General features: G+C 66.7%; 22 protein-coding genes. 9 read left to right on the top strand and 13 right to left on the bottom strand.

Annotation, left to right across the window (positions count from 1 at the left end):
- Positions 1-12: 12 nt before the first annotated feature.
- The 11 genes from ASE52_RS08780 to ASE52_RS08830 all read right to left on the bottom strand — a co-directional run bounded on the left by ASE52_RS08780 (position 13) and on the right by ASE52_RS08830 (position 10,080).
- Positions 13-489, bottom strand: a complete 477-nt coding sequence (locus tag ASE52_RS08780) for a DUF2269 domain-containing protein (protein ID WP_057225471.1) — start codon at positions 487-489, stop codon at positions 13-15.
- Entirely contained in the window at positions 486-884 is a 399-nt protein-coding gene (locus tag ASE52_RS08785; RefSeq protein ID WP_057225473.1) for a DoxX-like family protein, read from the bottom strand. Before ASE52_RS08785 ends, ASE52_RS08780 begins: the two co-directional genes overlap by 4 nt.
- Positions 881-2,017, bottom strand: coding sequence for a saccharopine dehydrogenase NADP-binding domain-containing protein (locus ASE52_RS08790; RefSeq protein WP_057225476.1), 1,137 nt, complete (start codon positions 2,015-2,017; stop codon positions 881-883). Before ASE52_RS08790 ends, ASE52_RS08785 begins: the two co-directional genes overlap by 4 nt.
- A gap of 3 nt (positions 2,018-2,020) precedes the next feature.
- Positions 2,021-3,721 carry an EAL domain-containing protein gene (locus ASE52_RS08795; RefSeq protein ID WP_057225478.1) on the bottom strand — a complete coding sequence of 567 codons (1,701 nt, stop codon included), beginning with the start codon at positions 3,719-3,721 and terminating at the stop codon, positions 2,021-2,023.
- A gap of 114 nt (positions 3,722-3,835) precedes the next feature.
- A complete protein-coding gene (modC, locus tag ASE52_RS08800) occupies positions 3,836-4,933 on the bottom strand; it encodes a molybdenum ABC transporter ATP-binding protein (RefSeq protein ID WP_057225577.1) in 1,098 nt (365 codons plus the stop codon).
- On the bottom strand, positions 4,933-5,616 hold the full coding sequence (gene modB, locus ASE52_RS08805) for a molybdate ABC transporter permease subunit (protein ID WP_057225480.1): 684 nt from the start codon (positions 5,614-5,616) through the stop codon (positions 4,933-4,935). Before modB ends, modC begins: the two co-directional genes overlap by 1 nt.
- 157 nt (positions 5,617-5,773) lie before the next feature.
- Positions 5,774-6,541, bottom strand: coding sequence for a molybdate ABC transporter substrate-binding protein (gene modA, locus ASE52_RS08810; RefSeq protein WP_241776962.1), 768 nt, complete (start codon positions 6,539-6,541; stop codon positions 5,774-5,776).
- An 86-nt stretch (positions 6,542-6,627) separates the two neighbouring features.
- A complete protein-coding gene (locus ASE52_RS08815; RefSeq protein ID WP_057225483.1) occupies positions 6,628-8,604 on the bottom strand; it encodes a diguanylate cyclase in 1,977 nt (658 codons plus the stop codon).
- A 75-nt stretch (positions 8,605-8,679) separates the two neighbouring features.
- A complete protein-coding gene (locus tag ASE52_RS08820; RefSeq protein ID WP_057225485.1) occupies positions 8,680-8,928 on the bottom strand; it encodes a DUF2798 domain-containing protein in 249 nt (82 codons plus the stop codon).
- The gene (locus tag ASE52_RS08825; RefSeq protein WP_057225487.1) at positions 8,925-9,527 is read right to left on the bottom strand and encodes a flavodoxin family protein; all 603 of its coding nucleotides are present in this window, start codon (positions 9,525-9,527) and stop codon (positions 8,925-8,927) included. The genes ASE52_RS08820 and ASE52_RS08825 overlap by 4 nt, the downstream gene beginning before the upstream one ends.
- 61 nt (positions 9,528-9,588) lie before the next feature.
- Positions 9,589-10,080 carry a DUF2938 domain-containing protein gene (locus ASE52_RS08830; protein ID WP_057225489.1) on the bottom strand — a complete coding sequence of 164 codons (492 nt, stop codon included), beginning with the start codon at positions 10,078-10,080 and terminating at the stop codon, positions 9,589-9,591.
- A gap of 82 nt (positions 10,081-10,162) precedes the next feature.
- Between ASE52_RS08830 and ASE52_RS08835 the strand changes: the two genes are divergently transcribed.
- Both ASE52_RS08835 and ASE52_RS08840 read left to right on the top strand, forming a co-directional pair.
- Entirely contained in the window at positions 10,163-10,606 is a 444-nt protein-coding gene (locus ASE52_RS08835; RefSeq protein ID WP_057225491.1) for a helix-turn-helix domain-containing protein, read from the top strand.
- A gap of 39 nt (positions 10,607-10,645) precedes the next feature.
- A complete protein-coding gene (locus tag ASE52_RS08840; RefSeq protein WP_057225493.1) occupies positions 10,646-11,452 on the top strand; it encodes a TOBE domain-containing protein in 807 nt (268 codons plus the stop codon).
- Positions 11,453-11,580: 128 nt separating this feature from the next.
- Here the strand turns inward: ASE52_RS08840 and ASE52_RS08845 are convergent, their stop codons facing one another.
- A complete protein-coding gene (locus ASE52_RS08845; protein ID WP_057225494.1) occupies positions 11,581-12,726 on the bottom strand; it encodes a helix-turn-helix domain-containing protein in 1,146 nt (381 codons plus the stop codon).
- A 177-nt stretch (positions 12,727-12,903) separates the two neighbouring features.
- Here ASE52_RS08845 and ASE52_RS08850 point away from each other — a divergent pair, with 177 nt between their 5' ends.
- From ASE52_RS08850 to ASE52_RS08880, 7 genes are all read left to right on the top strand, one after another.
- The gene (locus tag ASE52_RS08850; RefSeq protein WP_057225497.1) at positions 12,904-13,374 is read left to right on the top strand and encodes a (2Fe-2S)-binding protein; all 471 of its coding nucleotides are present in this window, start codon (positions 12,904-12,906) and stop codon (positions 13,372-13,374) included.
- A gap of 139 nt (positions 13,375-13,513) precedes the next feature.
- Positions 13,514-15,901, top strand: coding sequence for a xanthine dehydrogenase family protein molybdopterin-binding subunit (locus ASE52_RS08855; RefSeq protein ID WP_057225499.1), 2,388 nt, complete (start codon positions 13,514-13,516; stop codon positions 15,899-15,901).
- Between the two features lie 11 nt (positions 15,902-15,912).
- Positions 15,913-16,704, top strand: a complete 792-nt coding sequence (locus tag ASE52_RS08860) for a xanthine dehydrogenase family protein subunit M (protein ID WP_057225501.1) — start codon at positions 15,913-15,915, stop codon at positions 16,702-16,704.
- A gap of 232 nt (positions 16,705-16,936) precedes the next feature.
- Positions 16,937-17,941 carry a MoxR family ATPase gene (locus ASE52_RS08865; protein ID WP_057225503.1) on the top strand — a complete coding sequence of 335 codons (1,005 nt, stop codon included), beginning with the start codon at positions 16,937-16,939 and terminating at the stop codon, positions 17,939-17,941.
- Complete coding sequence (locus ASE52_RS08870; RefSeq protein ID WP_057225505.1) at positions 17,928-19,166, top strand: VWA domain-containing protein; 1,239 nt, start codon at positions 17,928-17,930, stop codon at positions 19,164-19,166. The genes ASE52_RS08865 and ASE52_RS08870 overlap by 14 nt, the downstream gene beginning before the upstream one ends.
- A 46-nt stretch (positions 19,167-19,212) precedes the next feature.
- On the top strand, positions 19,213-19,839 hold the full coding sequence (locus tag ASE52_RS08875; protein WP_010459765.1) for a carbon monoxide dehydrogenase subunit G: 627 nt from the start codon (positions 19,213-19,215) through the stop codon (positions 19,837-19,839).
- Positions 19,840-20,026: 187 nt separating this feature from the next.
- The gene (locus tag ASE52_RS08880; RefSeq protein ID WP_029413362.1) at positions 20,027-21,109 is read left to right on the top strand and encodes an XdhC family protein; all 1,083 of its coding nucleotides are present in this window, start codon (positions 20,027-20,029) and stop codon (positions 21,107-21,109) included.
- 7 nt (positions 21,110-21,116) lie between these two features.
- Here ASE52_RS08880 and ASE52_RS08885 read toward each other — a convergent pair whose 3' ends face one another.
- Complete coding sequence (locus ASE52_RS08885) at positions 21,117-21,635, bottom strand: low molecular weight protein-tyrosine-phosphatase (RefSeq protein ID WP_057225507.1); 519 nt, start codon at positions 21,633-21,635, stop codon at positions 21,117-21,119.
- Positions 21,636-21,645 lie beyond the last annotated feature (10 nt).

Raw genomic sequence — 21,645 nt, forward strand, 5'->3', positions numbered from 1 at the left:
CGATGATAGTTCTCAGAACCCCAGGCTGGGCTTGTTCACCATCAGGTAGAACACCACGGCCATCGCCACAAAGGCCGGGTAGCCCAGCGCCTCCCACCATCGCGTGTAGCGCCAGTACAGCGGGGGCAGTACGCCATCGCCGTGTGCCGCCTGCGCCGCGATGTCGCGCATGCGCAGCTGCAGCCACACCACGGGCAACCAGCAGGCACCGGCCACCAGGTACAGAGCGATGGACACGGCCAGCCACGGCGTGCTCCAGGGCAGCCCGGCCATGGCCGCCATGCCCAGCCCCGTGGCGGGCTGGATGAACACCGTAGGGGTTGTGAACCACCAGTCCGCGCGCACTACCAGGCGGCTGACCACCGCCTGGGCCTGCACGTTGCCGCTGCGGTTGGTGAAGAACATGTAGAACGCCGAGCCCAGCCCGGTGCCCACCAGCAGCACGCTGGAGATGATGTGCAGCCACTTGAGGGTGAGGTACAGGCTCATGGATGGGGCGGCGAGGTGGTGGTGTCCTGCAGCAGCACCCACAGGATGGCGGCGATGGGCAGGTTCTTGGTGAGCGGCCCGAAGGGGTGCAACCACCACGCGGGGTGGATGAGCGTGGCCAACAGTGTCATCGCGGCCATCAGCAGCAGCGCTGCCCAATATGCGCTGCGTCCGGGTCGGAACGCCAGCCACAGCCCCAGCGCGGCATCGGCAGCCGCCCCGGCCAGGATGATGGCTGTGGGCAGCCACGGTGCACGGCCTTCCGTCCACGCAGAGGGCAGGCCCGCCAGCAGTTCGCGGCTTTGGCCGTGGAGTTCCCATACGCTGACCAGGGCGGTGGTCAGCCAGATGGCCACCAGGCTGTGGCGCAGCAGCTTGTGTTGTGCAAGGCTCATGGTGTTACCGGTTCATCCACCACATCCGTCACCATGCCCCACTTTGCAAACTCCGGCGCAAAGGCCGCCAGCGGCAGCAGGCTGGTGCTGGTGTGTGCACCGTTCGGCAGGGGTTGTCCGGCCGCCAGCTGGCGGGCCAGCAGGATGGCGGCCATGCAGGGGATTTCGGGGCCGTGGTCGTGGTCGGCTGCGATGTGCCATGCGCGGCGGCACGGCTGGCCTTGTGCATCGTTGCCTGCCACGCGCACCACCATGCCACCCAGGGGTGTGCCCAGGAAGTCCAGCACACCGCCGGTGTGGTGCATCAGCCAGGCCAGCTTCTCGGGCTGGCGCAGCACGCCCCAGTGGCGCAGCGCCGCGATGGCGGCAAAGCTGCGCTGGGCCAGGCCCACCTCCAGCGCGGCGCGGAAGGTAACGCGGTCGCGGGCCTGGTAGTGGTCCGGGAAGATCTCCAGGTCCGGGATGTCGCAGACCGCCCCCAGGCGCGGCTGCAGCCGGTGGAACTGCACGGGCTCGGGATGCGCCCAGCCCCGCTGGGGGTGCCAGCGGCCGCCGGCCCACACATCAATGGGCAGGCCGCAGTAGCTCAGCACCGCCGTCAGCGTGGCCTGGCCGCGCGGCGCACGCTGCGCGGGGGCGATGCAGATATCGATGCTGTCGATGTGCTGCCAGCCGGCGCACAGGTGGTCGATGACGGCCGAGGACAGCGCGGGAACGGTGCTGGCGCCAGCGATGGCTGTGCGCCCGGCAGCAGCAAACGCGGCCTGCATCGCGGCTGGAAAGTCGCACACGAAGCGGCGGCCATCGGCCAGGTCAATGTAGTGCGCGCCCGCCTCGGCGGCAGCCTGGGCCACGCTGTAGCCCTGCGCCTGGAACGGCCCTGCGGTATGGATGACGAGGCCCACCCCCCACTGGCGCAAGGTGGCTGCCAGACCCGGGGCCTGGTGGTCGAGGGCGACACCCCGGGCGCCGTGGCCCAGCGTGTTCGCCAAGGCTTGGGCACGGGATGCATCGCGGCCTGCCACCAGCAAGGCAATGTGGTGGCGCGTGGCCGCGTCGCCCACCAGCGCGCGGCAGATGCGTGCGCCAAAGTTGCCGTAGCCGCCCAGGACCAGCGTTTTGAGTGTTGCCATGGATCAGTGGGTGGACGACGGTGCCAGGGCCGCTCGGGGTGCTGAAAACGGTGTGTGTACCACTGCCGTGGCCGAACCGGCCGGGTGCAGCGAGGCCTGCAGCACGGCGCGCTGGGGCTGCATGTGGGTGTGGTACCAGTCGGGCACGTTGGCTGCCGGAATGGGCTTGCTGAACACATAGCCCTGGATGCAGTGCAGCCCGATGGCGGCCAGTGTCTGCAGCTCCTCCACGGTCTCCACACCTTCCACCACTACCGACAGGCCGAACTCCCCGGCCAATGCGCTGATGTGCCGCAGCAGCCTCTGGCGTCGGCTGTCCTGCGGCAGCTTTCGCACGAAGAGGCGGTCGCATTTGATGCCTGCAATCGGCAGGTCGGCCAGCATGCCCAGCGACGAGTAGCCCGCGCCAAAGTCGTCCATCCACACGGCAATACCCATGGTGCTCAGGTCTTGGATGGCGGTCACCATCTCCGAGCCCAGCGCAATGATGGCGTGTTCGGTCATTTCGAGCTTGAGGGTGGTTGGCGGCAGGGCACGCTGGGCCAGTTCTTCGCGCAGCCAGTGGGCAAAGCGTTCGTCCAGCAGTGTGATGGGGGCCACGTTCACGCTGATGGCCATGTCGGCCAGGCCCCGGGCTTGCCACGCCTTTGCGCTGTCGAGTGCATTGCGAAGGATCATGCGATCCACTTCAGCCGTCTTGCCCTGCAGCTCGCACACCAAAAGGAAGGTTTCGGGGTTGATGGCGCCCAGGGTCTTGTCGGTCATGCGCAGCAGGGCCTCGAACTGCACCCCATGCTGCTGAAAATCAACGATGGGCTGAAAGTGCAGCGCCAGGTTTTCCGGGTGCAGAAGCCTGTGCAGATGGTCTGCAATGAGCGACAGCTGCATGTCGCGCTGGGCATCTTGTGCACTGGCCGATGACCGCATCATCGACAGCCCGCGCCGCAAGAGCTGCTGGCGGCCTGCGTCCCAGCGCATATTGCTCATTTGCTCCATGGCGACCGCGATGGCAAACACCAGCACGATGACCAACAGGGCAATGCCGTCGGACTCGCCATGCGGGTTGCCCGAATGTGGTGCGAAGGTGTTGACCAGCATCCAGTGCAGCACCAGGATGGCGGCGCCGCACGATACCTTGTCTTCCCAGGTTTGCGTACGGTAATGGGGCGTGAGCACACTCAGTTTGGCTGAGCGGTGGCGAATGGACGTGTAGGCGGCAATGCCCACGGCGGTTGCCATCGACAGCGCAATGGCCAGCCCGTTCACCTGCGAGAAGCTCTGCACATGGCCCCAGGTGATGGTGAAGTGCGCGGCCAGCATGCCGGCCGCCAGCCATGCCCCCGCCCACACGATGCGTGCCTTGCTGGAGCTCGTGCTGAGTGTGGGGATGGTCAAGCGCGCACTCACGGCCATGATGAGCAGACCGCTGAGCGCGGGCACCAGTTCCAGCACATGGTGCGCCAGCTCGGCATACATCAACAGGCCCACCACATCCAAGGCCCAGACAATGCAGCCAATGCACAGGGCGGCCTGCGACGCGCTGATGCGACGGCTTGATGGATCGACTGAAAAAGCCGTGTGTTCGACCAGGCGCTGGCACACATGGACCACCAGCGACGCGAAGATCCAGAACAGCAGACTTTGGAGCAGCGGTGGAAATCCCACCGCAAACGCCAGTGTGGCGTCATGCCAGTTTGCAACCATTTCCTCCCCTTGTTCCCGCCCTTGTTATTGGCAGTCATCATACGACCCTCGGGTGGGGCTCGCGGCTTCCTTGCCGCGCTTGGAGCGCTTGGGCAGGGTCCTGGGATGTCGCAGTCAGTTCACGATGGCAATACCCTTCACCTGCGCGAAAACGGCCAGCCCTGGGGACAGCGCCAGCGCCTGGGCGGAACGCTGGGTGACCCGCGCCAGCAGCCGTGTGGCGCCCGCGTCCAGTGCCACCATCATCTGTCCGGGGCTGTCTTCGCCCAGGGCCACCACGGTGGCTGGCAGGACGTTGAGGATGCTGGTGTCGCTCGGGGCGGTGAGCGCCAGGCTCACATCGCGCGCCTGCACGCGCAGCCGGATGTGCTCACCCGTGGCGCGTGCCGCGGGGCTGACCAGCAGCAGGTGCCCGCCACCGAATGCCACGGTGGTGATGTGGTCGTGTGCATCGTGTTGTTGCACGGTGCCTTCGATCACCGTAGCGGCGGTGTCGCCATGGGCCAGGGGCAGGTCCAGTCGTACGATCAGTTCATCGGTGCGGCCCTGGGCCAGCACGCGGCCCTCTTGCATCAGCACCATGTGCCCTGCCAGCCGGGCCACCTCGTCGATGGAGTGGCTCACATACAGCATGGGGATGTCGAGGGTGCGTTGCAGCCGTTCCAGATAGGGCAGGACCTCGGCCTTGCGCTGCGCGTCCAGGGCGGCCAGGGGCTCATCCATGAGCAGCAAGCGGGGGCTGGTGGCCAGCGCGCGTGCCATGGCCACGCGCTGGCGCTCGCCGCCCGACAGGGCCTGGGGCCTGCGATCCATCAGGGGGCCAATGCCCAGCAGCTCCACCGCCTGCTCGAGCGCCACCTTGCGGTGTTGGGGGGGCGTGCGCCGGAGGCCATAGTCGATGTTGCCGCGCACGCTCAGGTGGTCGAACAGGCTGGCCTCCTGGAACACATAGCCGAGGCCGCGTTCGTGTGCGGCCCGCCATATTTTCTGTGCATCGTCCTGCCACACATCACCGTTGACCACCACACGGCCAGGCTGTGCGCGCGTAAGCCCGGCAATGGCGCGCAGGCAGGTGGTCTTGCCGCAGCCTGAGGGACCGAAGAGAGCTGTCACGCCACGGCCGGGCAGTTGCAGGTCTACGTCCAGCGTGAAGCCGGGGTGGGCCAGCTTCAGCTGCGCGGTGATCTGCGAGGAAGAGGCGGGGGCTTCCATCACTGCACCATCGACGATGTTTTGCGGCGAGTGAGGTTCAAACCCAGCAGCACCACAAATGAAAACAGCACCATGCCCCCGGCCAGCCAGTGGGCCTGGGTGTATTCCAGCGCCTCGACATGGTCATAGATCTGCACCGACACCACACGCGTCACGCCAGGGATGTTGCCGCCCAGCATGAGCACCACGCCAAATTCGCCCACGGTGTGCGCAAAGCTCAGGATCGCGGCGGTGATGAATCCCGGACGCGCCAGCGGCAGCGCCACCGTAAAGAACCGGTCCAGCGGCCCCGCACCCAGCGTGGCCGCCGCTTCGAGCGGGCGCTGGCCAATGGCTTCAAAAGCGTGTTGCAGCGGCTGGACGGCAAAGGGCAGCGAATAGATGAGCGAGCCCACCACCAGCCCCCAGAACGTAAAGGGCAGGGTGCCCAGCCCCAGCCATTGCGTGAACTGCCCCAAGGGTCCGTTGGGGCCCAGCGTGACCAGCAGGTAAAACCCGATCACCGTGGGCGGCAGCACCAGCGGCAGCGCCACCACGGCCGACACCGGGCCGCACCAGCGCGAAGGCGTGTGCGCCAGCCACCAGGCCAGCGGCGTGCACAGCACCAGCAGCAGCACCATGGTGGTGCCCGCCAGCCGCAGCGTGAGGCCGATGGCCGCCAGATCGGCGCTGGAAAAGGGCATGGTTGTAGCGAGTGGATTGTCGGGGATGTTTGTTGAATGTTGAGCGGCAGGCAAAGCTCAGCAAAGCGGCTCTGGCCGGGCGCTCCGGCGCAGACAGTACCAGAGGTACGGCAAGACGGGGCACCCACGCCAGAAGGGCTTTGGTAGTCGCGCTCCCTCAGAAACTATAGCCGTACGACTGGATGATCGCGCGCGCCTTGTCGCCGCGCAGGTAGGTGAGCAGTGCGGTGGCCGCCGCGCTGTCCTTGCCGGGTGCCAGCAACACCGCATCCTGGCGGATGGGGTCGTGCAGGCTGGCGGGCACTTGCCAGGCCGAGCCGCTGCGGATCTTGCCATCTGTCATCACCTGCGACAGCGCCACGAAGCCCAGCTGAGCGTTGCCGGTGGAGACAAACTGGAAGGTCTGGGCGATGTTTTCCCCCTGCACCAAGCGTGGCTGCAGGGCGTCGGTCACGCCCAGTTTGTCCATCACCTGCATGGCCGCCGCGCCATAGGGCGCCAGCTTGGGGTTGGCAATGGCCAGGTGCTTGAAGTTGCCTTTCTTGAGCACATCACCCTGCGCATCCACGATGCCGGCTTGCGCGCTCCACAGTACCAGCGTGCCCACGGCATAGGTAAAGCGCGAGTGGGCCACGGCCTTGGCCTCGCGCTCCAGCTTGGCGGGCGTGGTGTCGTCGGCCGACAGCAGCACCTGAAACGGCGCTCCGTGGGTGATCTGCGCGTAGAACTTGCCGGTGGCGCCGAACGAGAGTTCCGCCTTGTGGCCGGTGTCGGCCTCAAAAACGGCGGCGATCTTCTGCATGGGGGCTGTGAAATTGGCGGCCACCGCGACGGAAACGGTGTCGGCCTGCGCCGTTTGAAGTGCGCCGAAAACGAAGCCAACCGCCACGAAGGTGCGAGCGGCGTGTGCGAAGGGATGTGGCATGGGAGCAGGGCGCAAGAAGCGCTATTCTGTTTATGAATAGCGAAAGTATAGACGCGCCCTTCGGAGCCAGGCTCCTGCGGGTGACCTCAGCTTTCGATGCACACCTGGTTGCGTCCCGTCGCCTTGGCGCGGTAGAGGGCCGCATCGGCCCGCTTCAGTGTGGCGTCGATGCCCGTGTCGTCGGCACACCACTGCGCCAGCCCGATGGAGGCAGTGATGTAGACCTCCTGGCCATCGCGCAGGGCGACCGCCGTGGCCTGCAGGGCAATGCGCAGTCGCTCGGCTGCGTGGGCCGCCTCGGCCAGCGGGGTGCCCGGCATGAGCACTGCGAACTCTTCGCCCCCGAAGCGGGCGGGCATGTCCACCACGCGCAGCTGCGCCACCAGAAGCCGAGCGAGTTGCCGCAGCACGTCGTCGCCACCAGCATGCCCATAGTGGTCGTTGACCTTCTTGAAAAAATCCACGTCGAGCATGAGCACACAAAACGGCTGGCCAGACCGGTGGCTGCGCGCGATTTCGTGTTCGGCCTTGTCGTAGAAGTCGCGCCGGTTGCTCAGCTCGGTCAGCGCGTCGCTGCGTGCCATGCGTTCCAGCTGGGCCTGCACCCTCTTCTTTTCGGTGTGGTCGAACACCGTGGAACGGCTGGCCACAAAGTTTCCCTGGGTGTCTTGGATCGCGGTGGCACTCACCAGAATGGGCATGGCCGCGCCCGAGGCCCTTTGGAGCTCCATCTCCAGGTCTTTGACGTGGCCTTCGCGCATGAACTGGGGAAAGCGCTCCTGAAAGATCTGCTGGCTTGTGGGTGTCAGGAAGTCGGCGTAGGCGCGGCCCTGAACCTGCGCGAGCGGAAGGCCCAGCCAGCGCAGCTCGGTCTGGTTCATGCGAAGCACGCGGCCTTCCTGGTCCAACGAGTGGTAGCCACAGGGTGCGTGGTCGTACAGGTCCTGCACCTGCTCGCGCGCGATCACCGCCACGTCGCGGTCGCCGCGCATGGCGGCTTCGCTGCGTTGGGTGGCGTGGAACTTCCCTACGAGAGCGGCCAGCTCTGATACCCGCAATGGCGTGCTGGACTGCAGCGGCGCTTCGCTGGTTTGATTGATGGCGCGGGCCACGGTTTTCATCTGGCGCAGCAGGTATTGCGAGAACGTCATGGCCGCCACCAGCGACAGGCCCACCCAGAGCAACCCCAGCCCTGCCATGTGCCACAGCATTTCTGCGAGAGGGGCGTGCAGGATGGTCTGTGGCACGGCCATGCCCAGGTACCAGTCGAAGCCGAACACGGGCCGCACGAGGTTCATGGTGGGGGTGCCTTCCAGTGTGGACCCCAGGAATGCGGTGGGTTTTCCTGTGGCCAGGATGCCCTGCCGGAACGAGGCGCTGGCCCGGTGGCCCACGTACCGCGCGGCATCGTGGCTGCGCGCAACCACGGTGCCTTCGGCGTCGGCAATGCCGGCAATCCAGCCTTTGGGCAGGCGTTCTGCTGCCACGAGGCTGTTGAGGGATTCCACGGCCAAGATGCCGCGCAGGGCGTACGTGGCCTCGCCTTCGCGTGCCAATGGCACGGTGAGGGCCACGACCTGGATCGGGCTCACCGGGGAGGAAAACGGCCCCGACACGTTGGGGCTTTGGGTGCGCAGCGCCGCTTCTACGCGGTCGGCGGCGTTCACGGGCATGCCAGTGCGGCCCAGGGGCGCGGCCGTCAGAAACAGGATGCGGTCCTGGGTGACCAAGGTGATGGCGCGGATGTCGGGGTCGCGCGCGACAATGCGCTTCGCATGTGCGTACAGGCTCGGCACGTCCACCGCCAGGGCGGCGTCGGACTCGGCCAGCGCGTTGAGGGTGCCCAGGGTGCTGTGCAGCTTTTCGGCCACGGCGTGGGCCAGTTCATCGCTGTGGCGTTCCAGCTGCTCCACCAGGGCGCGCTGCTGGAACTCCTTGAACTCCCACACCACCGAAAGCGCAAACACCAGCAGGGGCAGGGTGGTCAGCAACGACAGGCCCAGCAGCCACGTGCGCAGGTTCAGGCGCAGGGTGGGTGGGGCGGGCAGCGCGGGCAAGGACATGGGGCAACAGCGTACCGGCTTTTTGCACAGCGCGAAACGCCGTTTCCCTGCAGCGATGGGTGTTGCCACCACACGTCATCCGTGTCCTGATCCGTTGGAGTCCCGGACCGTGAGCAGCGTCACCAGCTTGCGCGTCAGCGGCGCCGCCAGCATCACTGCAGGAAAGGCAAGCAGCCACCCCGTGAGCCAAGCACCCGCCCAGAGACCCAGAAACCCCTGGTCCACCGGCACGGCACGAAACGTGGAGATGCCGGACACCAGCAGCGACATCACGCCCGACAGGATCAGGCTGAACAGCACGGGGCCGTAGCGGGCGGGAATCATGCCGTGACCTGCTCGCCAGGCTGCTCAGCCATGGCCACACCGCCCGGGCGCTGCAGGGTCTCTGCGAAATGCCGGCCGAACATTCGGGCGGTCTTGGTGTCGCCTGGCACAAATGCGTCTGGCGCTGCACCATGGCCCGCCTGCGCCATCAGGCCCGACCAGGAGCCCAGCCGGTTGGCCGCTTCGTCATACGGCACCCCGGCATGCTGTTCCGGCAGGATGGGGTTGCCCACCCACACCATGCCGTGCTGCATGCCAAACACAAACATCGACAGCAGCGTGGACTGCTTGTCGCCTGCAGGCAGTGACGACACGGTGAAGCCCGCCGCGAGCTTGTTCTTGAGCTGCTGCGTTTTCCACAGACGCCCGGTGGCGTCCATGAACGTCTTGAACGGCCCGGACACCCCGCCCAGGTAGGTGGGCGAGCCGAGGATCAAGCCGTCGTAGCGCAGCAGATCATCGGGCGTACGGGCCAGATCTTCGGCCTGGAGCAGATCGGCCCGGATGCCGGGCACGCCCTGGGCGCCCTCCAGCACCTGGCGGGCAATGTGGGCGGTGTGCCCGTGGGCGCTGTGATAAATGATGGCGATGGTTTTCATTGCATGGATTCCAGACAGGTGGTTTCGAGGGGGAAAAGAGTGGGGAGGCGTCGTCGCGACATCACACCAGGGCGATGGCGAGCGCGGACAGGTACAGGCCAAAGCCAAACACGGTGTGGTTGACCAGGCTGCGCAGGCAGTTCCTGAGCGGCGTAGCGGTGCGTGATGCGGCAAAGCCCGCGCCCATGGCGGGTTGCATCACCAGCAGCGGTGCCGCCACGGTGCAGATGCCTACGGCCAGCGCAGGCAGCAGGGTGGGGTGGTGTACCCAGACGGCGCCCTGGATGCCGACCAGCACGGTGGCGAAGGCCACGCCCACGGCGTAGTGCGTGAGCCAGCCCCAGGCCAGCTCGCCCCGGATGGGCGCCGCCTTGGCGATGGCTGCGTGGGCGAACTGGCCCCGAAACAGGTGGCCCACCCAGCGGCCAATGAACGCGAAGTTGAGTGTGGGGACGCCCATGCGCCGGAGCAGCAAAAGCCACGTGTCCATGATGGCGGTGGCGCCGATGCCTATCAGCATGGCGAGGGGAATGTCTTGCAGTGGGAGTGTCATCAAAGCACCTCGAAAAGTTGACGGAAGGAGGTTTTGAATGGAATATAGAAGTTCAAGTCAACTTGAAGTCAAGGGGTTTTTGATGGACATTGCGGAAGTCGCCAAGCGCTCCGGGCTGCGGGCATCCACGCTGCGGTATTACGAGGAAAAAGGGTTGCTGCGCTCCGTGGGCCAGCCCGGAGAGCGCCGCCGGTTTGCGCCGGGCGTGCTGGACCAGCTGGCGCTGATCGCGCTCGGTCAATCGGCGGGTTTCTCGCTGGATGACATCCGCGCCATGTTTTTGCCCAGCGGCGAGCCCAGCATTGACAGGCAACTGCTCTCGGCCAAGGCCGATGAACTCGATGCCATGGTCAAACGCCTCAAGGCCATGAGCAATGGCCTGCGGCACGCGGCGGCCTGCCCGGCGGAGAGCCACGCGCAATGCCCCTCGTTCCAGCGGTTGTTGAAGGCTGCTGCGGACGGCGCGCTGGCGCGCCAGCAGAAGCTTGCAAAACCGGTCACGGGGCTGCACCGCAAGGCTGCGTGAAGAGAACGCGTGAAGGGGCCGCTCAGGCATCATCCACGGATGCCTGTTGTTTCTCATTCCCTCACGGATGCGCTGGGCCATGCCTTGGCCGACAAACGCATCGACATCCTGCGCCAGATCGGCGCCTGTGGCTCCATCTCGCAGGCCGCGCGTGCCGTGGGCGTGAGCTACAAGGCGGCGTGGCAGGCCGTGGACACGCTCACCAACCTGGCGGGCACGCCGCTGGTGGCCCGGGCCGTGGGCGGGGCGGGGGGCGGCGGCGCGCAGCTGACCGAGGCGGGGCACCAGCTGCTGGCGGCGGCCGATGCGATGGCGCAGGCGCGGGGGGCTGTGCTCTCGCGCTGGCAGGCCACGCCGCACGCGGGCTCTGCGCTGGCGCGGCTGGCGGTGCGCACCAGCATGCGCAACCAATTGCCCTGTGTGGTCGAGCGGCTGTTGGTGCAGGGGCAGATCGTGGGGGTGCAGCTGCGCCTCGGGGTCGATGGTGCCGGTGGTGCAGATGGTGCGGTGCTGGCCTCCCGCATCACCCGTGAGAGCGCAGAGCTGCTGGATCTGCAGCCCGGGCTGGCCGTGCAGGCGCTGTGCAAGGCCACGGCAGTGCGGGTGGAGCGGGGAGGGCGCCTGGCGTCTGCGGGGGCGGTGGCCAGTGCCCCCGGTACCCATCGCCTGCCAGCAAAAGCCACGCGCGTGGTGCGGGGCGAATCCGGCGACGAGGTGTCTGCCGAACTGGTGGGTGGCTTGCAGATGGTGGGCTTTGCGGCGCCCGGCAGTGGCCTGCGCGCGGGCAGCACGGTCGTGCTGGTGGTGGAAGACAACGCCGTGGTACTGGCCTTGGCCGAGGTTTGACGCCAGACCTGTCGCTGGCTTGGTTTGCTACTTATTTAATAGCTATTGGCGCTTTTATAGCAAGCGTTAATGGCAAATTTGGCTTAAATTTTGCGCTGTGCACCGCCGATCAGCGTCCCCGCTGCCGATCAAAACCCCTTGGGATGGCCTAGTTTGCGGTACACCGTGGCGCGGCTGATGCCGAGCACGCGGGCGGCTTCTGCCACGTTGCCACGGGCGTCTTGCACGGCCTGGCGGATCAGGGCGGTTTCGGCCTCGCGCAGTGGCGCTGCGGCGGGGGGTGCACCCGCCAGCACCGGGGACAGGGTGGCGACAGGGCTGGCGCCACGGGCGTGTTCTGGCAGTTGCGCCAAAGCCTGCAGGCGCAGTCCCGACCACAGGGGCAAATCGATCGGCTGCGCCGGGTGCCGCCGGGCAGCATCGAACAACATGGCCCATGGCAGGGCCAGCAGGTCGCTGGCATGGGTGGGTGCCCCCGGCGTGCGCAGCGGCTGGGGCACCAGTTGGCGGGCCATGCTGTTGGCGCCCACCACAAACCCATCGCCGTCCAGCGTCAGCAGGCCGTCGCCCTCGCTGCCCAGCGGGCAACCGGGCCAGTTCACGCGCAGCAGCAGGGCATGGGGCAACTGCCGCAGCAAGGCGTCTTCCATGGCGCGGGCCGATCGGGCCACCAGGTGGCGCAGCTCGGGCCGCTCCGGCACATCCACACCGGTCAGGTCCAGCATGCCCACGCACTGGCCCTGGGGGTCGAACAGGGGGGCGCCTGCGCAGCTGTAGCTGGCGTTGTCGTCAAAAAAATGTTCGCCCCGGTGCAGCCACACGGGCTGCAGCTCGGCCAGCGCTGCGCCGATGGCGGTGGTGCCCACGGCCGCTTCGGACAGGTCGATGCCCACGCGGCCGATGGCGCTGGCGCGCGGGTCGCCCTGGTCGCAATGGCCTTGCACATCGACCACGATGCCGCGTGCGTCGGTCAGCATGGCGAAGTAGTGCATGCCCGCAATGGCGCGGGTGAGCTGCTGCAGCACGGGCCGTGCCGCGCGCAGCAAGTGTTGGTTCTGCTCCCGGCTGCGGCGAAGCGCCGTGGCACTGACGGCATCAAACGCCACACGTTGGGTGGGATGGAGCCCCTGGGCCAGGCAGCGTTGCCACGACCGCGCAATCCAAGGCTCCACCTCTGCGCGCAGGGGCGCTGCGCCGTCCGCCAGCAAGGTCTGGCGGGCTTGTGCAATGAGCGCATGGCGGTGGGTGGGGGAGGTGGGCGCGGAGGACAGCATGGTGAACCGAATCCTTGAGCTGCGCATGATGCGCCGGTGTGCGCTGCAACATGTTTCATTTTGAGAATATCCAGCCATGGCTGCTGGAAATCTAGGGTTGTCCCTAGGGATGCAGGGCAGGGTGCGGCAGAAGATTCGTCTGCTTATCCAGCCAAAACCATTCCAGGAGACAGCCAGATGCAAGTCCAGTTCACGGTCAACGGGCGCGCTGCCAGTGTTGACGTCCCCCCCAATACCCTGCTTGTCCATGCGCTGCGAGAGCACCTGCTGCTCACCGGCACCCATGTGGGTTGCGACACCAGCCAGTGCGGGGCGTGCACGGTGCATGTGAACGGCCGGGCCGTCAAATCCTGCGCGATGCTGGCGGTGCAGGCCCAGGGGGCCGAAGTGACCACCATCGAAGGCATGGCAGCCGCTGACGGCACCATGCACCCCATGCAGGCGGCGTTCAAGGAATGCCACGGCCTGCAGTGCGGCTTCTGCACCCCCGGCATGGTGATGAGCGCGGTGGACCTGTGCAAGAACCACCCCAACGCTGGCGAAGGCGAGATCCGCGAGCTGCTCGAAGGCAACATTTGCCGCTGCACGGGCTACCAGAACATTGTTCGCGCAGTACAGGTCGGCCAAAAGGCCATGGCCTCGGCCTAAGCCGGCTTTGCCTTCAACCGGCTAACGTCGTTGGGCCGCCTTGCCGTGCTACAGCACTGTCTGCGGCCCCCCGCCTAGTTATCCGGCTGAATGCAAACCCGGTAGTCCCGTCCCGAATTTCACACACCAGGAGACAACCATGGGTGCATCCGACTTTTCCAAGCTGCCGCACATCGGCGAATCGCTCAAGCGCAAGGAAGACTATCGCTTCCTGACCGGCGCGGGCCAGTACACCGACGACGTGGTGCTGGCCGCGCAAAGCCACGCGGTGTTTGTGCGTTCGCCGCACGCGCACGCCAAGATCAACAGCATCAACGTGGATGCCGCCAAGGCCGCACCCGGCGTGCTCGGCGTGTTCACCGGTGCCGACGTGGCGGCTGACAACATCAACGGCCTGCCCTGCGGCTGGCTCATCACCAGCACCGATGGCCAGCCCATGAAGGAGCCACCGCACCCCATCCTGGCCCAGGGCAAGGTGCGCTATGTGGGCGACCACGTGGCCATGGTCGTAGCCCTCACGCAGCAGCAAGCGCGTGATGCCGCCGAGCTGGTGGAGGTGGATTACGACGTGTTGCCCGCCGTGGTCAGTGTGGTCGATGCGGCGGCAGGCACCGTGGCGGGCGCAGGCCTGCACGATGCCGCGCCCGACAACCACTGCTACAAGTGGGCCATTGGCGACAAGGGCGCCGTGGATGCGGCCTTTGCCAACGCCGCGCATGTGACCAAGCTGGACCTCGTCAACAACCGGCTCATCCCCAACGCGATGGAGCCGCGCGCCGCCATTGGCTCGTACAGCCGCGCCAACGACGAATACACGCTGTACGTCAGCAACCAGAACCCGCACGTGGAGCGGCTGCTGATGACCGCCTTCGTGATGGGTCTGCCCGAGCACAAGGTGCGCGTGATCGCGCCCGACGTGGGCGGCGGCTTCGGCTCCAAGATCTTCTTGTACGCAGAGGACGTGTGCCTGACCTGGGCGGCCAAGAAGCTCAACCGCAACATCAAGTGGGTGGCCGACCGCAGCGAGTCCTTCGTGTCGGACGCCCATGGCCGCGACCATGTGAGCCATGCCGAGATGGCGATGGACAGCCAGGGCAAGTTCCTGGCCATGCGCGTGCACACCGACGCCAACATGGGCGCCTACCTCAGCACCTTTGCCAGCGCCGTGCCCACCATCCTGTACGCCACGCTGCTGGCGGGCCAGTACACCACGCCGCAGATCTATGTCGAGGTGGACGCGTGGTTCACCAACACCGCGCCGGTCGATGCCTACCGCGGCGCGGGCCGGCCCGAGGCCACCTACCTGCTCGAGCGCCTGGTCTCGCGCTGCGGCTGGGAGATGAACCTGCCGCAGGACGAGATCCGCAAGCGCAACTTCATCACCAGCTGGCCCTACCAGACGCCCGTGGCGCTGCAGTACGACGTGGGCGACTACCACGCGTGCATGACGCAGGCGCAGGAGCTGGCCGACGTGGCGGGCTTTGCGGCGCGCAAGGCGGCCAGCGAGGCCAAGGGCCTGAAGCGCGGCATCGGCTACAGCAGCTACATCGAGGCCTGCGGCATCGCGCCGTCCAACATCGCAGGCGCCCTGGGTGCACGCGCTGGCCTGTTCGAATGCGGCGAGGTGCGTGTGCACCCCACGGGCAGCGTGACGGTGTTCACCGGCTCGCACAGCCACGGCCAGGGGCACGAGACCACCTTTGCCCAGGTGGTGGCCGCGCGCCTGGGCATCCCGGTGGAAAACGTGGACATCGTGCACGGCGACACGGGTCGCGTGCCCTTCGGCATGGGCACCTATGGCTCGCGCTCCATCAGCGTGGGCGGGGCGGCCATCATGAAGGCGCTGGACAAGATCGAGGCCAAGGCCAAGAAGATCGCGGCGCATTTGATGGAGGCCAGCGACGCGGACATTGACTTTGCCAACGGCGAATTCAGCGTGCGGGGCACCGACAAGAAGATTCCGTTCGGATCGGTGTCTTTGGCTGCCTACGTGCCGCACAACTATCCCCTGGATGTGCTGGAGCCGGGCCTCAACGAAACCGCGTTCTACGACCCGACCAACTTCACATTCCCCGCCGGCACCTACATCTGCGAGGTCGAAATCGACCCGGCCACGGGCAGCACGCGCGTGGACAAGTTCACTGCGGTGGACGACTTCGGCACCATCATCAATCCCATGATCGTGGAGGGCCAGGTGCACGGCGGCCTGGTGCAGGGCATCGGCCAGGCGCTGATGGAAAACTGCGTGTATGACCGTGAGACGGGCCAGTTGCTTACCGGCAGCTTCATGGACTACGCCATGCCACGTGCCGACGACTTCCCAGAGTTCAAGCTGGGCCACGTGTGCACCCCCTGCACGCACAACCCGCTGGGCACCAAGGGCTGCGGCGAGGCCGGGGCCATTGGCTCACCACCGGCGGTGATCAATGCCGTGCTCGACGCGCTGCGACCGCTGGGCGTGAAGGAGTTCGATATGCCCGCATCGCCGCACCGCGTGTGGGAAGCGATTCAGAACGCCAAGGCTTGAGGAGAACCAGCATGTACGCATTTACCTTTGAAAATCCCTCCTCCACTGCAGCCGCTGCACAGCTCATCGCCCAGGGTGGCAAGCTGCTGGCCGGTGGCCAAAGCCTGCTGCCATCGATGCGCCTGCGCCTGGCCAACCCCGAGAAGATCGTCGACCTCAACAGCATTCCCGAGCTGGCGGGCATCCGCCGCGAGGGCAATGCGCTGCTCATTGGCGCCATGACGCGCCACATGGATGTGGCCAACAGTGCCGACGTCAAAGCCGCCATCCCCGCACTGGCCGACCTGGCCGCACACATTGGCGACCGCCAGGTGCGCGCACGCGGCACACTGGGTGGTTCGGTGGCCAACAACGACCCGGCCGCCTGCTACCCCAGCGCGGTGCTGGGTCTGGGCGCCACGGTCATCACGAACCAGCGTGAGATCGCAGCCGACGACTTCTTCGTGGGCATGTACACCACGGCGCTGGAAGAGGGCGAGATCATCACTGCGATCCGCTTTCCGATTCCGAAGCGCGCGGCGTACCTCAAGTTCAAGCAGGCGGCGTCACGCTTCTCGCTGGTGGGCGTGTTTGTGGCGCAGACCGATGGCGGCGTGCGCGTGGCCATCACCGGTGCGGCCAGCAGCGTGTTCCGCCATGCGGGGCTGGAGGCAGCGCTGAACCAGAGCTTTACGCCCGCATCGGCGGCGGCGGTGAAGATTGATGCGAGCGACCTGAACGCCGACATTCATGCGAGTGCGGCGTATCGCGCCAACCTGATCAGCGTGCAGACGCAAAGGGCCGTGGCGCAGATGCTGGGTTGAGATCCGTAGGTCGGGTGAGCGCAGCGTAAGCCGACATTGCTGCGCCACTCTTTCCGCGGGTGTCGGGTTACGCCCTGCGTGCTAATTCGACCTACGGGGCTGCGAGGCCAGTTGCAATCGCCTTGGGTGGCATGCAAGGTTAATTTTTGAATGAAATTGGTCTCTAGCGCTTATCTATAAAGCGCTAGTAGCTATAAAAATTATAGTAATGAACGTTTCCCCTCCTGCGCCCATGACCGCCCCCGCGCTGTCCTCCATCGACGCCCTGGTGTTGGCCTTGCAGGGCGTGGGCTACTTTGCCGACCGGCGGCTGGCCACGGCCGTGTTCCTGGCGCTCAAGCTGCAGCGCCCCCTGCTGCTGGAGGGCGAGCCCGGCGTGGGCAAGACGGCGCTGGCCCAGGCGCTCTCCAAGGTGCTGGAACGCAGCCTGATCCGCCTGCAGTGTTACGACGGGCTGGAGCAGCGCGAGGCACTGTACGAATGGAACTACGCTGCCCAGCTGTTGCACATGCGGGCGGCGGAAATGTTGACCCCCACGCTCCGCACTGACGTGTCGTCGCTGCCCCCCGAGGGGGCGCTCGCCGCCTTGGGGCGGCCCGGCGGCGGCTCGGTCGCGCCCACGGCCACTGCCGCGCGTGATATCGAAGCAGAGGTCTACCAAGACCGCTACCTCATCCGCCGCCCCCTGCTGCAGGCGCTGCAGGCCCCGGCGCCTGGCGCCGTGCTGCTCATCGACGAAGTGGACCGCGCCGACGAGCCCTTCGAGGCGTTTTTGCTCGAATACCTGGGCGAGTACCAGGTGAGCATTCCAGAGATCGGCACCGTGCGCGCCACGGCCACGCCGGTCACCATCCTCACCAGCAACCGCACGCGCGACCTGCACGATGCCGTCAAGCGCCGCTGCCTGTACCACTGGCTGGACTACCCCGAGCGCGAGCGCGAACTGGCCATCGTGCGTGCGCAGGTGCCGGATGCCAGCGCCGCCTTGGCCATCCAGGTGGCGGATTTTGTGGGCCGTTTGCGCAGCCAGCCATTTGCCAATGCCTTCCAGCGCGCGCCGGGCATCGCAGAGAGCGTGGAGTGGGCCAAGGCGCTGGTGGCGCTCGACACCATCGTGGTGGACCCGGAAGTGGTGTCCGACACCGCAGGCATTTTGTTCAAACAGCGCGAGGATGTGGCGGCGCTCACGCGCCACATGGCGGTGCAATTGCTGCAGCCCGCTGATGTCGACGCCTGAGGGCGCAGCCGTGGCAGAGGGCAAGACCATTTCCCAACTGGGCGATGCCCGGACTGGCAAGCTGGCCGACAACCTGAGCGGCTTTGGCCGTACCTTGCGCCGCGCCGGTGTGCGCGTGGACGCCGCCCGCATGGCGCTGGCCCAGCAGGCGGTGATGCTGGTGGGCCTGCGGCGTGAGGATTTCAGTGCCGCACTGGAGGCCGTGCTGGTCAGTCGCGAGCAGGACCGTTTGGTCTTCCGCGAGTTGTTCGACGCGTACTTTCGCAACCCCAACGTGGCGCAGAAGCTGCTCGCGCAGATGCTGCCCAGCGCTGAGTCCAAGGCCGAGCCCGCCAAGCGCCGCCCGCGCGTGAGTGAGGCGCTGGCCCCCGTGCGTGCGGCCCGCAACGCGCCCCCGCCGCGCGAGGACGAGAAGATCGATTTCGACGCCGCCATGACGGCCAGCGACCTGCAGCGCCTGCGCCACGCGGACTTCAACCAGCTTTCGGCCAGCGAATACTTGCTGGTGGAGCGCCTGGCGCGCGAGGTGCCCTTGCCTCTGCCGCGCTATGCAGCCCGACGTACCCGCCCTGGTGTGCGTGGCAGCCGCCCGCACTGGCCGGGCGCCATGCACCACGCGGCCCGCAATGGGGGCGAGGTGCTGCGCATTCCGCTGCTGCAGCGCCGCCAGCAACCGCTGCCGCTGATGGTGTTGGTGGATGTGTCGGGCTCCATGGAGCGTTACGCGCGGCTGCTGCTCGCCTTTTTGCATGCAGCCACCGCGCCGCGCCACACCGGTGACGCCGTGCGCCGGGATGTGTTCGCCTTCGGCACCGGGCTGACCGACCTCACGCCGGCCTTTCGCCTGGCCGACACCGACGCGATGCTGCAGCTGGCCAGCCATTCGATCAGTGACTTTGCCGGGGGCACCCGCATGGGTGACAGCCTGGCGCAGCTGCGTTTGCAGCATGCCCGGCGGTTGGTGGGGCGGCGCACCCTGGTGCTGCTGATCAGCGACGGGCTGGACACGGGCACGCCCGAGGTGCTGGCGCAGGAACTGGGCTGGCTGCGGCGCCACTGTGGCCGGTTGCTGTGGCTCAACCCGCTGTTGCGATTTGAGGGCTATGCGCCCACGGCACGCGGCGCGGCCGAGCTGCACCGCCAGGCCCACGGCATGGTGGCCGTGCACAACCTGAGCCGCCTGCAAGACCTGGCGGCCAGCCTGGCTGCCGTGCTCCGGCAGTGACTGATTTCAGAGACAACCATCGTCCATACACCGAGAGGAATTCACCATGGAAATGCAAGCCAGCCGCACCCTTGCCGTGAGCCAGCAGCAGGCCTGGGAGGCGCTCAACGATCCTGAAGTGCTCAAGCTGTGCATCCCCGGCTGCGACAAGGTCGAGGCGACCGGTGACAACCAGTACGCCGTCGCCATGGCGCTCAAGATTGGGCCCGTGTCTGCCAAGTTCGCAGGCAAGATCACGCTGTCGGAGATCGTGCCGCCCGAGAGCTACACCATTGCCTTTGACGGGTCGGGTGGCGTGGCGGGATTTGGCAAAGGCAATGCACAAGTCAAACTGGTGCCTTTGCCCGCCGATGCCGCAGGGCAGGCCAGCTGCGAGCTGCACTACACCGTGCATGCCACGGTGGGCGGCAAGATCGCGCAGCTGGGCCAGCGGCTCATCGACGGCGCCGCCAAGAGCATGGCCGAGGATTTTTTCAAGCGCTTTGACAACGAGATGCAGCGCCGCCATCCGCGCGCAGCGGCGGACGATGGTGCGGCCTCTTCCGAAGCGCCCACCGAGCCTGGGGCGCTGGCGGCGTCGGCGGGGGAGGATATTCCCCCCAGCGGCATACCGGTTTGGGTGTGGGTGGTGGGCGCGGCGGCGCTGGTGCTGGTAGCCTGGGCGATCAATTAACTCCCTCTGTGCCGGGGACTGGGCTCCCCCTGAGCCGCTTCGCGTCTTCCCCCGAGGGGACGCCTCCGGTGGACCGGCGAAGCCGGATCCACGGTGGCGCTGGTATGGGCACCGTGCGGCTTCATACGCAGTGGGCGTGGATGGCGGATTTCTGAGTGAGCCGTGGCAATGAATGGGTGATGAAACGATGGAAAACCTGGATGTGATGGTGTTGCGCACGCTGCAGGGCTGGCGGGCCGCCGGGCGGCGGGCGCTGCTGGCGACGGTGGTGCGCACCTGGGGCTCTTCACCCCGGCCGGTGGGCTCCATCATGGCGCTGTGTGAAGACGGGTCTGTGGTGGGTTCGGTCTCGGGCGGATGTATTGAGGACGACCTGATTGACCGCCATACACGGGCCTATGCGCAGGGCGTGCCCACGGCGGATGCAGGCAAAGACCACTGCATTCCGAGTGGCCCGCCGACATTTGTGAAATACGGCGTCACCGCGGACGAGGCGCACCGCTTCGGGCTGCCTTGTGGCGGCACGCTGGAGTTGCTGCTGGAGTACGACCCTGACCCTAATAGCCTGGCAACACTGATCACCGCGCTGGAGGCCGGGCGCCTGATGCAGCGCAGCGTGCGCCTGGCCGATGGGGTGGCCACGCTGACGCCTGCGGCAGCGCCGACCGAGCTGGTGGTGGATGCCGAGAAGCTGACCAACACCTTTGGCCCCGAGTACCGGATGCTGCTGATCGGCGCAGGCCAGCTGGCGGAGTACCTGGCCACCATGGCGTTGTTCAATGGTTTTGCGGTGACAGTGTGCGACCCTCGCGAGGAATACCGTGGCAGCTGGAACGTGCCCGCTGCCACGGTGGTGAGCGACATGCCCGACGACGTGGTGCTGGCCTTCAAGCCAGACCGGCGCAGTTGTGTGGTGGCCCTCACACACGATCCCAAGCTCGATGACCTGGCGCTGCTGGAGGCGCTGAACACCGACGCGTTTTATGTAGGCGGCATTGGCTCGCGCCGCAACAACGAGGCGCGCCATGCCCGCATGATCGAACACTTCGACCAGACCGAAGAAAGCCTGGCGCGCCTGCGTGGGCCGATTGGCATCTACATCGGCAGCAAGACGCCGCCCGAGATTGCGGTGAGCGTGATGGCCGAAATCCTGGCCGTCAAAAACGGCGTGACCCTGCCGCGCGACATGGAAGTAGCCCAGGCCAAGAACGACCGGGAACTGGCGCACAACGACCCGGGTGTGCTGGTATGTGGGGTGCGCGCGGCTTAGATGTGCACTAACGGGGCCGGGCCCGCAACTGCAACTGCTGCCGCACGTGGTGCAGCAGCCCTTCACAGGCGTCTTCCACCAGGTCCAGCACCTCTTCAAAGCCAGCGGCCCCGCCGTAGTAAGGGTCGGGCACCACGGGGCTGTCGAACTGTTGGCAGAACTCGGTCATGCGGCGCAGCTTATGGGCGTGCTCTGGCTGGCAACGCTCTTGCGCCAGTGTCAGGTTGTCCCAGTCCATGGCCAGGATCAGGTCGTGTTGCCCGAAGTCCCTGGGCAGCATCTGCCGTGCGCGCAGGCTGGAAAGGTCGTAGCCCCGTTGCGCCGCGTGCCGCTGGCTGCGGTCATCCGGCGCCTCGCCGGGGTGGTAATTGTGGGTGCCCGCTGAGTCCACACGCACCTGATCGGCCAAACCACTGTGAACCACCTTGTGCCGGAACACGCCGTGGGCCGTGGGGCTGCGGCAGATGTTGCCCATGCACACAAAAAGCACGGAGTAGGTGGCCGCAGGCGCGTGCTCGTCTTGCATGTCTTGTCCG

The organism is Acidovorax sp. Root275, from assembly GCF_001428965.1.
Taxonomy (GTDB): Bacteria; Pseudomonadota; Gammaproteobacteria; order Burkholderiales; family Burkholderiaceae_C; genus Acidovorax; species Acidovorax radicis.

Bases quoted from the DNA above. Each gene is read 5' to 3' on its own strand.
- ASE52_RS08835 (WP_057225491.1), top strand. From the start codon at position 10,163: ATGGACATTGCGGAAGTCGCCAAGCGCTCCGGGCTGCGGGCATCCACG.
- ASE52_RS08855 (WP_057225499.1), top strand. From the start codon at position 13,514: ATGGGTGCATCCGACTTTTCCAAGCTGCCGCACATCGGCGAATCGCTC.
- ASE52_RS08850 (WP_057225497.1), top strand. From the start codon at position 12,904: ATGCAAGTCCAGTTCACGGTCAACGGGCGCGCTGCCAGTGTTGACGTC.
- ASE52_RS08830 (WP_057225489.1), bottom strand. From the start codon at position 10,080: ATGACACTCCCACTGCAAGACATTCCCCTCGCCATGCTGATAGGCATC.
- ASE52_RS08785 (WP_057225473.1), bottom strand. From the start codon at position 884: ATGAGCCTTGCACAACACAAGCTGCTGCGCCACAGCCTGGTGGCCATC.
- ASE52_RS08825 (WP_057225487.1), bottom strand. From the start codon at position 9,527: ATGAAAACCATCGCCATCATTTATCACAGCGCCCACGGGCACACCGCC.
- ASE52_RS08870 (WP_057225505.1), top strand. From the start codon at position 17,928: ATGTCGACGCCTGAGGGCGCAGCCGTGGCAGAGGGCAAGACCATTTCC.
- ASE52_RS08790 (WP_057225476.1), bottom strand. From the start codon at position 2,017: ATGGCAACACTCAAAACGCTGGTCCTGGGCGGCTACGGCAACTTTGGC.
- ASE52_RS08880 (WP_029413362.1), top strand. From the start codon at position 20,027: ATGGAAAACCTGGATGTGATGGTGTTGCGCACGCTGCAGGGCTGGCGG.
- ASE52_RS08815 (WP_057225483.1), bottom strand. From the start codon at position 8,604: ATGTCCTTGCCCGCGCTGCCCGCCCCACCCACCCTGCGCCTGAACCTG.
- ASE52_RS08795 (WP_057225478.1), bottom strand. From the start codon at position 3,721: ATGGTTGCAAACTGGCATGACGCCACACTGGCGTTTGCGGTGGGATTT.
- ASE52_RS08840 (WP_057225493.1), top strand. From the start codon at position 10,646: ATGCCTGTTGTTTCTCATTCCCTCACGGATGCGCTGGGCCATGCCTTG.
- ASE52_RS08820 (WP_057225485.1), bottom strand. From the start codon at position 8,928: ATGATTCCCGCCCGCTACGGCCCCGTGCTGTTCAGCCTGATCCTGTCG.
- modB (WP_057225480.1), bottom strand. From the start codon at position 5,616: ATGCCCTTTTCCAGCGCCGATCTGGCGGCCATCGGCCTCACGCTGCGG.
- ASE52_RS08860 (WP_057225501.1), top strand. From the start codon at position 15,913: ATGTACGCATTTACCTTTGAAAATCCCTCCTCCACTGCAGCCGCTGCA.
- modA (WP_241776962.1), bottom strand. From the start codon at position 6,541: ATGCCACATCCCTTCGCACACGCCGCTCGCACCTTCGTGGCGGTTGGC.
- modC (WP_057225577.1), bottom strand. From the start codon at position 4,933: ATGGAAGCCCCCGCCTCTTCCTCGCAGATCACCGCGCAGCTGAAGCTG.
- ASE52_RS08780 (WP_057225471.1), bottom strand. From the start codon at position 489: ATGAGCCTGTACCTCACCCTCAAGTGGCTGCACATCATCTCCAGCGTG.
- ASE52_RS08865 (WP_057225503.1), top strand. From the start codon at position 16,937: ATGACCGCCCCCGCGCTGTCCTCCATCGACGCCCTGGTGTTGGCCTTG.
- ASE52_RS08885 (WP_057225507.1), bottom strand. From the start codon at position 21,635: ATGCAAGACGAGCACGCGCCTGCGGCCACCTACTCCGTGCTTTTTGTG.
- ASE52_RS08845 (WP_057225494.1), bottom strand. From the start codon at position 12,726: ATGCTGTCCTCCGCGCCCACCTCCCCCACCCACCGCCATGCGCTCATT.
- ASE52_RS08875 (WP_010459765.1), top strand. From the start codon at position 19,213: ATGGAAATGCAAGCCAGCCGCACCCTTGCCGTGAGCCAGCAGCAGGCC.